The organism is Streptomyces sp. ICC1 (assembly GCF_003287935.1).
In the GTDB taxonomy this organism is placed as follows: domain Bacteria; phylum Actinomycetota; class Actinomycetes; order Streptomycetales; family Streptomycetaceae; genus Streptomyces; species Streptomyces tritrimontium.
Map to the genome: position 1 here is coordinate 2,358,207 of NZ_CP030287.1, position 14,148 is coordinate 2,372,354.

Below are 14,148 nucleotides of genomic sequence, written 5' to 3' on the forward strand. Positions count from 1 at the left end.
CTGGACACACTGTGAGCAACCGCTTCGCCGGTCACCGCGTCGTCATCACTGGCGCCTCGCGCGACTTCGGCCGCACCCTGGCCATTCGTTTCGCCCAGGAAGGCGCCGAGGTCTTCCTCTCCGCCCGCCGGCTTGCCGGTGCGCAGAAGGTGCGGGACGAGATCCGTGCCCTCGGCCACGCCTCGGTCCACGCCTTCGCCTGTGACCTGACCGATCCCGCCTCGATCCGCGACTTCGCCGCCCGGCTGGCCGAGGCGACCGACCGGATCGACGTCCTCGTCAACAACGGGGCTCGCTGGCTGGAGGGCGCCGACCTGCTCTCCGCCTCCGACGAGGACGTGGTCGACACCATCGCCGCCGGTGCGGTCGGCACGGTCTTGGTCACCAAGAACCTCCTGCCGCTGCTCCTCGCCTCCGACCACGCCGACATCGTCACCATGGTCTCCACCTGCGGGGCTCAGGGATACAGCCGCTCCAGCGCCCACGACGCCTTCTACGCCGCCAAGCACGCCCAGGCGGGATTCTCCGACATCCTTTCCGAGCGGCTGCGCGGCCAGGGGGTGCGGGTCATCTCCCTGTACCCGCCGGACTTCCGCAACGCCGATCCGCTGTCGGAAGCCTGGGAGAAGGCGCCGCGCACCGCCGACTCGATGCTGACCTCCCAGTCACTGTCGGAGTGTGTGCTCTTCGCCGTGGGCCAGCCCCGCGATTGCTTCATCAAGTCCTTCCACTTCGAGCAGGTCTGATCCGTGTCCACGCCCATGTCGACTCGCGTGTCCACACCCGTGTCCACACCCGTGTCCCGCAGCAAGGTGGCGCAGAACGCCACGGTCGCCGCCGCCGGGACCGGCCTCGCGCTCGACCTGACCGTCCTGGACACCCCGGCCGCGCTCGCCGCCCACCTCGCGGGCGCCACCGGTACCGTCGTCGTGCGCCCGGAGTTCTCGGCCGAGATCGGTTCGGCGCTGTTCCACCGGCCGGGGGCGCCGCTCACCGAGTCCGCCCGGGCTCACCTGTGGCAGCGCTCCGGCGACCGCGTCGTCGTACACGCCCTGGTGCCCGGCACCCCGTACTTCGCCAACGGTGTGGTCCACGAGGGACGTCTCGTCCTGACCGACTGCTGGCGCTGCTTCACCCTCGACGAGGGACCGCGGACCCTGCTCACCAGCGTGATGAACCCTTCGCCCGACGACCCGCTGCTGTCCCGGCTCACCGACGGCCTCGCACCGGTCGTCAAGGCCGCCGGCATCACCGACGGCCCCGTCCACTTCGAACTGGTCGTCGGCGAGGACACCCTGAAGGTCATCAAATGGGCGGCCCGGCCCGCGGGTTCGCCGCTGCCGGAGCTGTGTGCCCTGCTCGGAGTTCCCGGTCAGGCGGGGGCCCTGGCAACCGGCCGTCCCGTCGCCCTGGCCGATGCGGGCGACATCGGATGCGTCGCCGACTACTCGTTCATCGCCCGCGCGCACGGCACGCTCGCCGAAGTGACCGGGTTGGACGAGCTCCTGGGCCGACCCTCGTACGCGGGGCCGGAACGCATTCCCGAACCCGGAGCCCCCGTGACTCCGTCGGTGAACGAGAACCCCGTCCTGACGCTCTGGCTGCGCCACCACGACCGCGCGACCCTCCTCGCCGACATCGACCACTACCAGTCCCGCAACCGCGAGGGAGTCTTCGTCCTCACCCGATGAGCCGGCCTTCCCGGCCCGTCCCGGACCATCCAGCAGAAGGAACCACCGTGTCCGCGTCCACCCCGCCGACCGTCGCGATCGTCGACGCCTACTCCTCGGCGAACCGTCTCGCCCCGCTACTGCGGGAGCGCGGCTACCGAGCCGTGCACGTCCAGAGCACCGAGCTCATCCCCCACGTTTCGGCACCGCAGTTCGTGCCGGACGACTTTCCCGTGAACATCGTCCACCGCGGCGACCTGGCTGCCACCGCCCGCCTGCTCGGCGACCACCGGCCGGTTGCCGTCCTGCCCGGCGGCGAGGTGGGGGTGGAACTCGCCGACACCCTCAGCGAGATGCTCGGCCTGCGTTCCAACGGCACCGCCCTCAGCGCCGAACGCCGCGACAAGTTCCGCATGGTCGAGGCGGTCAAGTCCGCCGGTTTGCGCGGCGCCGAACAGCACATCACCGCCGACGAGGAGGAAGCCGTCGAGTGGTTCGGCAAGCTGGGCGGGCGAGTCGTCGTCAAGCCCCTGCGCAGCTCCGGAAGCGACGGAGTGCGGTTCTGCGACTCCGCCGATGAGGTGAGGGAGGCTTTTCGCGGTGTCCTGGGCCAGGACAACGCCGTCGCTTCGCAGAACGAGGCGGTGCTGTTGCAGGAGTACCTCTTCGGCACCGAGTACTACGTCAACACCGTCAGCATGGACGGACGCCACCACGTCACCGACATCTGGGAGACCACCCACATCTCGGCGAACGGCGTGCGCGACCTCCTCGACAGCGCCCATCTGCTGACCCGGCGCGGCGAGGTGCAGGACGCGTTGGTCGCCTATACGGGTGCCGTGCTGGACGCGCTGGGCGTGGCCAACGGACCGGCCCACACCGAGCTCAAGCTGACGCCCGGCGGACCCGCTCTGATCGAGACCGGTGCCCGACTGTGCGGCGGCGGTCTTCCGGTGCTCGTGCGCACCGCCCTCGGGGAGGGCCAGCTCGAGTGGACGCTCGACGCCTACCTGGAGCCCGGCAGGTTCCTGGAGCGCTGCGGCGAGGACTACCGGGTGGAGCGGTTCGTCTCCTCCGTCGGCCTGATCTCGCCGCGGTCGGGCACCCTCGTGGACTATCCGAGGCTGCCGGACGTCCGTGCGCTGGAGAGCTTCCACCAGCTCAAGATGGGCGTCGCGCCGGGAGGGGCGCTCCACCGGACGGTCGACGACTTCAAGATCCCGCTCCTCGTCGAGCTCGCCCACGAGGTGGAGGCGGTCGTCCACCGCGACCGCGGCACCATCCGCCAGCTCGACGGCGAGGGCTTCTACACCATCGCCTGATCGGGTAACGCCAAGCCGCCCCGGCCCTCTCGCGCAACGACCACGAAAGACGGAACAAGGACGATGGATTCACTCTCCGAGCGGGCCGACGACGGTGTGCTCGTCGTCGTCGGCAGCGGCCTGCGCCTGTACCGCGAGTACCTGCTCGCCGGCGCCGCAAGGGAACATGCGCTCTGGCTGTTCGACACGGCCGATCCGACCTGGCAGACGCCGTATCTGACGGGCTTCACCCTCGTCGACACCTCCGATCCACGCGCCCTGGTCGAGGCGGCCCGACGGCTGCACGCGGTCCGCCGCGTCGACGGCGTCTTCTGTTTCTCCGAGGCGCTCGTCGAACCCGCGGCAGCCGTGGTCGAGGCGCTCGGTCTGCCCGGCATGGGGCCCGAGGCGGTCCGCAACTGCCGGGACAAGAGCCGCACCCGGGCGCTGCTGGACGCCGCCGGCGTCGGACAGCCCCGGTCGATGGCGGTGGCCTCCCTCGAGGAGGCCACGCGGGTGGCGGACGAGATCGGCTACCCGGTGGTTCTCAAGCCCCGGGGCCTGGCCGGCAGCCTCGGCGTCGTCTTCGTGCCCGGACGGGCCGAGCTGGCCGACGCCTACCGGGAGTCCTCGGCCCCCAGCTACCCCGGCGTCCCGGTCTTCGAGGCGTCCGTACTGGTCGAGGAGTACGCCGATGGCCCCGAGATCAGCGTGGACGGGCTGCTGGTCGACGACGTCTACCGCCCTTTGGTCCTCGCCCGCAAGCAAGTGGCGATGGCGCCCTACTTCGAGGAGACGGGCCATGTGGTCGACTCCCAGGACCCGCTCCTGTCCGACGATGAGCTGCTCACGCTGCTCGCCGACGCCCACCGCGCGCTCGGCGCCACGGGCACCATCACGCACACCGAAGTGCGGCTGACCTCCTCCGGTCCTCGACTGATCGAAGTCAACGCCCGGCTGGGCGGCGGCCTCATCCCCCTTCTCGGCAGCCTGGCGACCGGAATCGACCCCGGGCGGTGCGGCGCCCGTGCCGCACTCGGCCGCCCGGTCGAACCGGCCGCCGCGGACGGAGCGGTCGCCGCGGACGGAGCGGTCGCGGGCATCCACTTCGCCTACCCCCCGGACGACTGCACGGTGGAAGCGGTGCGCATGCCGGCACCGGACGCGCTGCCCGGCCTGCACCAGGCGGCGGCCCTCGTCGAGCCGGGTGACGTGCTGCGGCTCCCGCCCCGCGGCTACATCTCCCGCTACGCGTACGCGATATGCACCGCCGAGACGGTGCCGGAGTGCGAGAGCAGGCTGGCTGTCGCCGGCGCGGCCCTTCGCCTCGACCACCGTCCGGCGCCAGCCCTCACCGCCGACGCGGAACCCGAGCTGGCCTGGGCGCAGACTTCCCCCGGGACGGCCCCATGACCGCGTCCCCGCAGCAGGACACGGAGAAGTGGGGTGCCGTCAGAACGTGGCGGCACAGCCCGCCGACGGTGCGCTTCCTGCTCCTGGGCGTCTTCGTCAACCAGGTCGGCGGCTTCGTCCAGCCGTTCCTCGTGCTCTACCTGGTCTGGCGCGGCTTCTCCGCGGAACAGGCCGGAGCGGCGATGACCGCCTACGGCGCGGGGACCATCGCCGGTGTCGTGTTCGGCGCCGAGCTCGTCCGCCGGCTGGGGCCGCGCAGGACCATCATCTTCTCCATGCTGTGTGCGGCCCTGCTCACCGGCGTCCTGCCCCTGATCGGCTCGTACGCCGCGCTCGTCGGCACGATCGCCGTCTCGGGGGCGATGGTCCAGGCGTACCGGCCGGCATCCATGACGCTGCTGACCGACCTCGTCCCCGAGGCGCGTCAGGTCATGGTCTTCTCGATGAACCGCATCGCGCTCAACCTGGGGGCGACCGTCGGCCGGCTGTGCGCGGCCGGGCTGGTGCTGGTCTCCTGGAACCTGCTGTTCTGGGTGAGCGCGCTGGCGTCCCTGGTGTACGCGCTGATCGCGCTCGTCGCGGTACCGAAGGACGCTCCCGGTCAGGCACCGGCGGCCAAGGACACGACCCGGGCCGGGCAGCGGGTGGGCTATCTGGGCATCGTGCGCGACGTCCGCTTCGTACTGTTCCTGCTGGCGATGTTCCTCAGCGCGGCCGTCTTCATCCAGTCCTTCGTCGTACTGCCGCTGTCCATGCGGGAGGCCGGTTACTCCGCCACCTCCTACACCTGGCTGATCAGCCTGTCGGCCGGCGCCATCATCGCGCTGGAACTGCTGGTCACCCGGGTCACCCAGCACTGGCCCGCATGGGTGGCCGTGTGCACCGGGCTGCTGCTGCTCGGTGCCGGGCGCGCGATGTACGCCGTTCCCGACTCCGTGGTGCTCCTGGTCACGGCCACGCTGGTGGGGGTGCTGGGCTCCATGGTGGGCGGCGCGACCATGTGGAGCTATCCCGCCAAGCTGGCGAGACCTGCCGACAAGAGCCACTACCTCGCCCTCACCCAGGCCGCCTTCGGTCTCGGCACCGCTCTCGGCCCGGCACTGGGCGCCTTCGGGTGGAACGCGCTCGGCGACCGGGTCTGGCTGCTGTGGGGCGGCCTGGGGCTGCTCGCGACCCTGGCGGCCGGCATCGCGATGCGCGCGCGGGGCAGCGGCGCAACCGGATCCGGTCCGATGGCCTCCGAGCCACCGCCGGAACACGCCCCGCCCGCGTCAACGACCCGTGAGGAGAAGGCGCAATGAACGCCGATGACCGTCCCGTGATCATCGTGGGGTACACGGCAGGGTGGCAGCACGTGGCCGAGACGTACCACCGGCACCGTACGACGATCTTCGTCGATACGCCCGCCGCCGTGCGCGAGAAGGACCTGGCCGCCGTCCTGGCCGACGCGGACGCCCCGTGCGAGCTGATGGTCGTGGAGTACGAGGAGACGGACGCCCCCGACCGGTTCCACCGGGAGTACCGGGGCCGGCCCCCGGCCGCCGTCGTCCCCGGCATCGAGTACGCCGTTCCGTTCGCCGCCCGGATCGCGGAGCGCTTCGGTGTGCCCGGTGCCGGGGCACAGGCCGCCGACCGGCTGCGCGACAAGTGGCTGTTGCGGCAGGTGACGGCGGACAGCGACGTGCGCAATCCCGTCTCCCGTACGGTGTCGGCGTCCAGCGACGTACGCACCCTGATGGCCGAGGTCGACGGGCCGGTCGTGCTGAAACCCGCCAACCGTCAGGGTTCCATCGGCACGAGGATCGTCCGAACCGTCGACGAGGTGGACGAGGCCTGGGCGGAGTGTGCCGTCCTGGAGCACACGGCCATGGCCGCGCAGAGCATCGTGCCCGTGCGCATGCTCGCCGAGAGCTACCTCCGCGGACCGGAATTCAGTGTCGAGCTCCTGGTACGAGAGGGACGTACCCTCTTCCACAACATCACCGCGAAATCGCTCTTCCCGGGCGATCGTCCCGTGGAGCAGGGCCACACCGTGCCCGCGGACATCACCGCCGCGGAGCGCAAGCGTCTGCGTGCGGCCACCGAACTGCTCCTGGAGACGGTGGGGTTCGACACCGGCTTCGTGCACTGCGAGTGGATCGTCGTGGACGGCGAACCGCACCTGGTCGAATGCGCCGGCCGGATGCCCGGCGGCAGCATCGTCACCCTGATCGAACTGGCCTGGAACATCGACCTCACCCGGGAGTACCTCGCGGTGATGCGCGGTGACGCGCCCCTCACGCCCCTGCCGGAACACCCGGAAGGCGGCGCGGCGAGCTGGTTCCTGTCGGCGGAGCCGGGGGACGTCGTACGCGTGCACGGCGTGCCGGAAGCCGCTGACTCGCCGGGGGTGGTCTCCGTCGGGCTCTTGGTCGACGTCGGCTCCCGGGTCCGGTCCCCGCGCTCCGGCCGGGACCGGATCGGCTCCCTCGTCGCCACCGGCCGCGACGGGGCCGATGCGCGGCTCCGGGCCCAGGACGCCGCGGCACTGATCGGCATAGACGTGCGCACCGCCCACTGACCGAGCCGGCTCTTCCCCTGGTTCCCCGGCTCAGCCACCGCCCCACCCACCGCTCCACCCACCTATCCACCCATGCACAGCAAAGGAAATCAGCCATGCCCGCCTCCCGTGTCGGCACTCCCCGCAAGCTGCTGATGTGCCCGCCGAGCCACTTCGACGTGACGTACTCCATCAACCCGTGGATGGTGCCGGAGAAGCCGACCGACGGTCCCCTCGCCCTCCTGCAGTGGGAGCAGTTGCGTGATCTGTTCCGCGAACTGGGGCACACCGTGGAGATCATCGACCCGCTCCCCGGCCTGCCCGACATGGTGTTCGCCGCCAACGGCGCCACCGTGGTGGACGGCAAGGTCCTCGGCGCGCGCTTCCGCCACGCCGAGCGGACCGCCGAGGGGCCCGCCTACCTCCAGTGGTTCGTACGGCAGGGCTACCGGGAGGTGCTGTGGCCGGAGCGCATCAACGAGGGCGAGGGCGACTACCTCACCGTGGGCCGGCGCATCCTGGCGGGCACCGGATTCCGCACGGACCCGGGTTCCCACGCCGAGGCCCAGGAGTTCTTCGGCCTTCCCGTGACCAGCCTGACCCTGGTGAACCCCCGTCACTACCACCTCGACACGGCGCTGGCAGTGCTCTCCGACACGGAGATCATGTACTACCCGGCGGCCTTCTCGACCGGCAGTCAGAAGGTCCTGCGCGAGATGTTCCCCGACGCGATCCTCGCCTCGGACGAGGACGCCGCCCTCTTCGGTCTCAACGCCTTCTCGGACGGACTCAACGTCCTGCTCCCCCAGGCCGCACAGGACCTGCAGGAGCAACTGCGCACCCGCGGCTTCAACCCGATCGGGGTGGACCTCACCGAGCTCCTCAAGGCGGGCGGCAGCGTGAAGTGCTGCACGCTGGAGCTGCGCGACTGACCTCCGCGCATGCGCCGGGGGCGGTGGAGCCTGCCCGGGTCCTCCTTCGCACGTCGGTCCGGGCGGGCCGCACCGTCATCGGCGGATCGGGTCAGCGGTAGGGGTTCCAGCGTCCGAGGCGGGCCATCAGTTTGCGTGCGGCGTCCTCATCGAGCCCGAGGGCGGTCGCGGCCTGTACGGCGTCGAGGTCGCCGGCGGTGCCGCGGGCGGCCCAGTAGCCGACCCGCTCGGCGGTCACCTCAAGGCGGCGGGCCGCCCGTACGGCCGCGACCGGGGAGGTTCTGGTCAGCTTGTCGATCTCCTGCTCAAGCTGTTCCAGCAGGGTGGTGACGGTGTCGGGCAAGGGGACGGTCGTCGCCTCGACCTGGACGGTGTGCCCGTCCCAGTCCTGTTCGCAGGCGTCCGCCTGCTCGTCCCCGCCCTCCACCAGGTCCTGCCCGGCGACCGCCTCCCAGTCCAGACGGTGCTCGGGACCGGACCAACCGCACGAGCAGACGGCGCGCAGGGCCGCCGCGCGCGGTACGCGGTCGCTGTGTCCGTCGTAGACGTTCCACTGCGAGACGGCTTCTCCTCCCCCGCCGGAGGCGCTGTCGAAGTACACGGGGCCCGGGACCGTGCCGTCGGCCAGGAGCACCCCCACCGCGCCGGCATGGGATGAGCCGAACTCCTCCGTCGTCCACGTCTCACGCCTGGCCACAACGCCCCCTCCTCGCGCCGCCCGCTTTCAGGCCGCCGGTTGTCCGGGCCGCCCGGGACAAGACGATGCCGCAGCCGGGCAGCCGGGCAGCCGGTTTTCACGAAAGTGTGCGGGGGACTTCAGCCACTCCGCTCCGCGCCGCCCCGGATCTCATGGGGCCGCACCGGACGGAGCACGGGCTGCCGCCCAGGGGCATGAGGGCTCCGCGGCCGTCAGCGTTCCGACAGCTCCGAGGGTGCTTCTTGGATCATCCAGCCGTTGCCGTCCGGGTCGGTGAAGGTCAGGAAGGAGTTCCAGGTGTCACCCTTGCCGTCCGCCCAGCCGTTCTCGCCGATGTGGCGTACCGGGGACACGTCCACCCCGCGTACCACCAGCTCTTCTCTCGCCGCCTCGATGTCGGTGACGCAGAGTTGCAGGCCTTGCAGCGTGCCCGGTGCCATCTGACGCGTACCGGGCGCCGGGGGCATCCCGTGCTCCAGCGCGATCGAACAGCGTGAGCCGGGCGGGGTCAGTTGGATGATGCGGATGCCGGGTGCGACCTCGCTGTCAAGGTCGACCGTGAAACCGACCTTGTCGGCGTAGAACTCCTTCGCCCGGTCCATGTCGGTGACGGGGACCGGAACCACTTCGAGCGTCCAGTTCATGAAGGGTCTCCTCGGAACACGAACGGTGTAGGGAAGGTCCACCGTCGCCCACGGGCTGCCCACATGCCAGCCGAAACGCGGCATGCGACAAAGAAACAGGCCCCCACACCGGCCATCAGCGGCCGGACCAGGCGCGGCCTGTTTCTTCGGGTCCGGTTTGGTGGTCGGGGGGATAGGCGATCGGGTCGCTTGCTCTTGGCCCGGGCCCTTCATGATCGTGTCATGGGTGATTGCGGAACCTTCAGCGAGTCCACGTGGCACGGCGGCTTCTACGAGCTGGCGATCGAGGTGGGCCCCCGTGACGACGCGCGGCTTCAGCGGGCCTTGACGGCGGTGTGGTCCGCGGCGGGCGTCGAGGGGTGCTTCGGCGATGTGCGGCGCGCGCCCGGGGAGCAGGAGTCCGTGGGCTGCACGGTCGAGTCGCTGACGGAGTTCGGGCACGTGCTGGGGCAGGTCCGGCTGCCGACCGGGCACACCGTGGCCTGCGGCGCCATGACCATCCGAGAGGAAGGCGACGACCCCGTCGACTGGCTGGACTTCTACCTCCCCATCGGGGCCCTGGACGAGGCGGGCCTCGACATCGAGCGTCCGCGGTCCTACCGTTCCCCGGTCCTGGACGACTGGCTCGCCACCATCGGAGCCGAGGTCTTCCGCGCCGTCGACTTCCACGCGGGGTTCATCGGATTCGAGACGTCCGGGTGCAGCGATGCCGCGACGCTGGGAGGCGAACTCCCGGAATCCCGCGGGATCGGTTACCTCCTCCCGGTCGCGGGCGAACTGCGGTACGGCCCCGCCAACGACGACTCCTGACCAGGCTGTGTGGGGAGCGGGCGGCGCCGGCTGGTCGGCGAGGTCGTCGACGGCCGGTACGAGGTGCTGCGGACGTGCGAGCACGGCGGGATGGGCCTGGTCCACCGGATGCGCCACCTGCGGTGGGGTACCGATCTCGCGGTCAAGTCACCGCGCTCCGAGCTGCTTTCGGTCTCCGGTTTCCTGAACCGGTTCGTCGCCGAGGCCGAGACCAGGGTGTCGCTCGGGCTGGCCGTACCCGTCCGGCGCCGCGACCCGACGTCCCGCGCGGGCTCGCGGAGCTGCTCGACCTCTACGGACGAGCTGGTTTCCACCTGCTGCGGAAGATGATCCTGCTGCAGTAGCCCCCTGAACTGCGCGGACGACGCTCGTTGAGCACGATCTACCCTCCGTAAATCACTCTGGCTCCGAGCAAGCGCCGTGCAAGGATCTCGCCCATGATGGCCAAGCCCACTCTGACGGAACACCGCTCTCCATGGGTCGTGTTCACCTCCTCAGCCGACCCGTGGTTGGCGTCGGAAACGGCCGCGCTCGTGCACCGAAACGGTCTGGTCCTGCGGCTGGACGGCCGGGAGATGCGGGATCCCGCGTCCGTCTTCCGCACCTTCGCCCGGGAGCTGTCGTTCCTCGGCTACTTCGGCCACAACTGGGACGCGCTCGTGGACTGCCTCCACGACTGGCACGGCCCCGGACACGGCAACCAGGACCTCGCGATCCTGATCGAGCACGCGGACGACCTGCTGAAGTCGGACTTCCTCGGGCTGTTCGTATCGGTCCTCGCCCAGGCAGCCTGGAACTCCAACCTCCGTCTGGACGGCGACGGCGTGCTCGATGAGTGGCGGCAGCGTATAGCCCAGCACTTCGTCTTCCTCTTGGACCACACCACACCCGCTGCCTTCACGGAGAAGGCGGCCCGGGGCATGGACGTGGCGGTGGCGCTCTCGGATGGCCGCCTGCTCGCCACCCTGACCGACGTGGACTGGCCCGGTGGAGATCCCGCGTCCGCCCCCTGGACGGCCGGCCCGCTCTCCTTCGCGGACGAGGAGATCCTCAGCGGCATGACCATCAAGGGCATCCAGCTGTTCCGAGACCGCCTCGGCTGCTCGATCCACGAGGCCCTGGACATCCTCCAGTCCCGCTCTGAGCTCCTGCACCGCGACCATTCGGACGGCTACCTGATGGGCCGCGCCAGCCAAGCGACCGGGTTCGCTGAGTAGATGACTCGATCAGACAACCACGCCGGCCACCTCTGCCCCTTCGCAGCAGCTACCGGAGCACCGGGCAGTTGGCGGCCTCGTACTCATCCGCGATGGTGAAGACGCTGGCGCATCTCGGACACTCCGCCCTGCCGAAAAGATGGGAGATTCCCTCCGCGAGGACAGCTTCCCCATCGCGGACGGCCATCTCGTGCATCCACCGGCCGACGCCCGAAAGCTTCTCGATGGATGCCGGTCGGAGGTCACGCAGGTCCACGTCGCCCCGGTTCCAGTCGCGGATCGCCGAGTAGCGCCCGTAGTCGCCGATGGCGACGGTCACCTGCGTGGCGCAGTGAGGACACGGCAGGTCGTAGAAGTCGTCCGCGAAGTCCCCCAGGACGTTGGCCCAGTGGTACTGCTCCCGGACCGCGAGCAGTGCACGGAATGTCACCAAGTAGTCGGCCGGACGGGACTGCAGGTGCCGGTCCAGGAGGATGCCGAACTCGGCGATCGAATCGACGCTGCCAACCAGCAGGTCGTCACCGCCGTGGCGTCCTGCCGCGCGCTCCATGATTTCTCCGGCCAGGTGCCGTGCCTCCGTACTCCTCGCCGCGAGACGCACCAGACGGGGCAGGGCGGCGATGCCGGCGAGCGACACCAGGTCGCGCTCCAGGATCAGCCGGTGTCCCAACTCCGTCCACGCCTCGCCGCCGTCCCCACGCTCCACACGATCCAGAAGCTCGGGGACTCGGTCCACGTCAGAGTGCCAGTCGTACATCTGCGCCCAGTTCACCACCCAGACATTGAACCTCAGGCCCGACCTGGCCCCGGCCGCCCCGGTCGCTGTGCCGAGCCGGTTCGCCGGACGGCCGTGCAGGGGACGCGCTCAGCCGGTGGGCAGGGCGTGGCCGGCCAGGACCAGGAGTGCGGCGTCGGCTCCGGCCAGGGCCAGGATGATCAGGAAGGGCATCCGGCCGCGTGCGAGGGCGGGCGGTGCGGCCAGTGCCGCCAGGCACAGGACCAGTGTCACGCCGAGCAGCACCCGGCCGGCGAGCGGCACCGGGCCGGCCGGGCCGAGGGTCACCACCGCGCAGGAGGCGAAGGCGAGGCAGGCGGCCAGCGCGATGGATGCGCGTCGCCCCAGTCTCTGTGGGAGTCCCAGCACACCGCCCGCGATGTCCTCGTCGATGTCGGGCAGGGCGTTGGCGAAGTGGGCGGCGGTCCCCAGCAGGGCCGCCGCGGCGGTGAGCCACATCGGCGGCCAGTCAGCCGCTGGCGAGGCCAGGGTCAGGAAGGCGGGAAGCAGTCCGAAGGCGACGGTGTACGGCAGCCAGGAGGCGGGGGTGTGCTTCAGCCACAGGTTGTAGGCCCAGGCCGCGGCGACACAGCCGATGTGGACCCAGCCGGCCCGTGCGCCGCATGCCAGCGAGAGCGGGACGCAGGCGAGCAGGGCCGTACACGAGGCCGCGGCCACTGCGCCGGGCCGTACCTCCCCCGCGGCGAGCGGCTTGTCGCGGCGGCCGGCCGCCGCGTCGCGGCGCATGTCCAGGCGGTCGTTGCACCAGCCGATCGACAGCTGGCCCGCGGCGACCGCGGCCGCCGCCGTGGTCCCGGCGGCGGGTCCGAGCCCGACGGCGGCCGCCAAGAGGGCCGTGAGGAGGGTGACGGCGGCGGCAGGCACAGGGTGACTGGCCTTCAGGAGCCCCAGGAGGCTCGCGGGGGCGAGCCGCCGGGCCGTCGTCGAGCCTGCGTGCGCGGTCGGCGCGGCGGTTCCTTCGTCGGTGGTGGCGGGCACCGCACCACGCTATGCGTCCGGCGCGCCCGTGGCGGCCGTGTTCAGCGTGCCGACGCCCCGCTGTCCCTATGTTGGAGCAATGACACGGGTCCTCGCGGTGAGCACGGCGTTCCCGCCACACCGCTACACGCAGCAGGAGATCACCGACGTCCTCGCTTCTTGTCTGCCGGCCGGGGCCGACGGCGCGCTCCTGCGCCGGCTGCACGGCGCGGCCCAGGTGAAGACGCGTCACCTCGCCCTCCCTCTGGACCGGTACCGGGAACTCAACGGCTTCGGCGACACCAACCGTCTGTTCGTCGAACTCGGCGTCGCCCTGGGTGCCGAAGCGGTCGAGCGGGCACTCGACGAGGCGGGGGTGCGGGCCGAGGAGATCGACCTGGTCGTCTCGACGACCGTGACGGGCATCGCGGCGCCCTCCCTGGAGGCCCGGCTGGCCGCGCAGGTCGGCCTGCGGCCCGACATCAAGCGGGTACCGATGTTCGGGCTCGGCTGCTCCGCCGGTGCGGCGGGGCTGGCCCGGGTCCACGACTTCCTCACCGGCCGGCCGGGCTCTACGGCGCTCCTGCTGTCGACCGAACTGTGCTCGCTCACCTTGCAGCCCGCGGACACCTCGATGGCGAATCTGGTGGCGGGAAGCCTGTTCGGGGACGGGGCCGCCGCGCTGGTGGCGGTCGGCGACGACCTCAGTTCCGCGACGGCGCGGGGGGCCGGCCCGTCCGGGCCGGTGGTCACGGCCACGCGCAGCCGCCTGTACCCGGGGACCGCACACCTGCTGGGCTGGGACGTCGGCGACTGGGGCTTCCGCATGGTGCTCGGCCGGGAGGTTCCCGAACTCGTCAGGCTGCACGTGGCGGAGGAGATCGAGTCCTTCCTCGCCGCTCACGACCTCAAGCCCCGGGACGTCACCGCCTGGATCTGCCATCCCGGCGGCCCGAAAATCCTGGACGTGCTCGCCGACGAGCTCGGCTTGCCGGACTCCGCCCTGGCACCCTCCCGCCGCGCGCTGGCCGCCACGGGAAACCTGTCCTCCGCCTCGGTGCTGCAGATCCTGCGCGACACCGGCGCCGCGGCGCCGCCGCCGGGATCGACCGGCCTGATGATCGCCTTCGGTCCGGGATTCTCCTCCGAACTCGTACTGCTGGGCTGGTGAC

Annotated in this window: 15 protein-coding genes; 11 read left to right on the top strand and 4 right to left on the bottom strand. The window is 71.1% G+C overall.

What is annotated here, in order from left to right; genetic code table 11:
- The first annotated feature begins 11 nt into the window (after positions 1-11).
- The 7 genes from DRB96_RS11185 to ddaH all read left to right on the top strand — a co-directional run bounded on the left by DRB96_RS11185 (position 12) and on the right by ddaH (position 7,855).
- Positions 12-746 carry an SDR family oxidoreductase gene (locus DRB96_RS11185; protein ID WP_112448308.1) on the top strand — a complete coding sequence of 245 codons (735 nt, stop codon included), beginning with the start codon at positions 12-14 and terminating at the stop codon, positions 744-746.
- Between the two features lie 27 nt (positions 747-773).
- Positions 774-1,691 (top strand): hypothetical protein, encoded by a 918-nt coding sequence (locus DRB96_RS11190; protein ID WP_162688616.1) that lies wholly within the window; start codon positions 774-776, stop codon positions 1,689-1,691.
- A 47-nt stretch (positions 1,692-1,738) separates the two neighbouring features.
- On the top strand, positions 1,739-2,992 hold the full coding sequence (locus tag DRB96_RS11195; protein ID WP_112448310.1) for an ATP-grasp domain-containing protein: 1,254 nt from the start codon (positions 1,739-1,741) through the stop codon (positions 2,990-2,992).
- Positions 2,993-3,055: 63 nt separating this feature from the next.
- Positions 3,056-4,384 (top strand): ATP-grasp domain-containing protein, encoded by a 1,329-nt coding sequence (locus tag DRB96_RS11200; protein ID WP_112448311.1) that lies wholly within the window; start codon positions 3,056-3,058, stop codon positions 4,382-4,384.
- A complete protein-coding gene (locus tag DRB96_RS11205) occupies positions 4,381-5,685 on the top strand; it encodes an MFS transporter (RefSeq protein ID WP_162688615.1) in 1,305 nt (434 codons plus the stop codon). The genes DRB96_RS11200 and DRB96_RS11205 overlap by 4 nt, the downstream gene beginning before the upstream one ends.
- Positions 5,682-6,944, top strand: a complete 1,263-nt coding sequence (locus tag DRB96_RS11210; protein ID WP_112448313.1) for an ATP-grasp domain-containing protein — start codon at positions 5,682-5,684, stop codon at positions 6,942-6,944. The genes DRB96_RS11205 and DRB96_RS11210 overlap by 4 nt, the downstream gene beginning before the upstream one ends.
- Positions 6,945-7,039: 95 nt before the next feature.
- Positions 7,040-7,855: a dimethylargininase gene (gene ddaH / locus DRB96_RS11215; protein ID WP_112448314.1), complete on the top strand. Its 816-nt coding sequence runs from the start codon at positions 7,040-7,042 to the stop codon at positions 7,853-7,855.
- Positions 7,856-7,946: 91 nt separating this feature from the next.
- Here the strand turns inward: ddaH and DRB96_RS11220 are convergent, their stop codons facing one another.
- Together DRB96_RS11220 and DRB96_RS11225 are read right to left on the bottom strand one after the other, a co-directional pair.
- Complete coding sequence (locus DRB96_RS11220) at positions 7,947-8,552, bottom strand: hypothetical protein (RefSeq protein WP_112448315.1); 606 nt, start codon at positions 8,550-8,552, stop codon at positions 7,947-7,949.
- Between the two features lie 212 nt (positions 8,553-8,764).
- The gene (locus DRB96_RS11225; RefSeq protein WP_112448316.1) at positions 8,765-9,196 is read right to left on the bottom strand and encodes a VOC family protein; all 432 of its coding nucleotides are present in this window, start codon (positions 9,194-9,196) and stop codon (positions 8,765-8,767) included.
- Between the two features lie 222 nt (positions 9,197-9,418).
- Between DRB96_RS11225 and DRB96_RS11230 the strand changes: the two genes are divergently transcribed.
- From DRB96_RS11230 to DRB96_RS11240, 3 genes are all read left to right on the top strand, one after another.
- A complete protein-coding gene (locus DRB96_RS11230; RefSeq protein WP_239516196.1) occupies positions 9,419-10,006 on the top strand; it encodes a hypothetical protein in 588 nt (195 codons plus the stop codon).
- 9 nt (positions 10,007-10,015) lie between these two features.
- Positions 10,016-10,336: a hypothetical protein gene (locus DRB96_RS11235; protein WP_112448317.1), complete on the top strand. Its 321-nt coding sequence runs from the start codon at positions 10,016-10,018 to the stop codon at positions 10,334-10,336.
- A gap of 203 nt (positions 10,337-10,539) precedes the next feature.
- The gene (locus tag DRB96_RS11240; protein WP_162688614.1) at positions 10,540-11,223 is read left to right on the top strand and encodes a barstar family protein; all 684 of its coding nucleotides are present in this window, start codon (positions 10,540-10,542) and stop codon (positions 11,221-11,223) included.
- A gap of 49 nt (positions 11,224-11,272) precedes the next feature.
- On the opposite strand, the gene DRB96_RS11245 is transcribed toward DRB96_RS11240, so the two are convergent.
- A complete protein-coding gene (locus DRB96_RS11245; protein ID WP_112448319.1) occupies positions 11,273-11,998 on the bottom strand; it encodes a hypothetical protein in 726 nt (241 codons plus the stop codon).
- A 90-nt stretch (positions 11,999-12,088) separates the two neighbouring features.
- On the bottom strand, positions 12,089-12,997 hold the full coding sequence (locus DRB96_RS11250) for a UbiA family prenyltransferase (RefSeq protein ID WP_239516195.1): 909 nt from the start codon (positions 12,995-12,997) through the stop codon (positions 12,089-12,091).
- Positions 12,998-13,076: 79 nt separating this feature from the next.
- Here DRB96_RS11250 and DRB96_RS11255 point away from each other — a divergent pair, with 79 nt between their 5' ends.
- A complete protein-coding gene (locus tag DRB96_RS11255) occupies positions 13,077-14,147 on the top strand; it encodes a 3-oxoacyl-[acyl-carrier-protein] synthase III C-terminal domain-containing protein (RefSeq protein ID WP_112448320.1) in 1,071 nt (356 codons plus the stop codon).
- The last annotated feature ends 1 nt before the right edge of the window (position 14,148 follow it).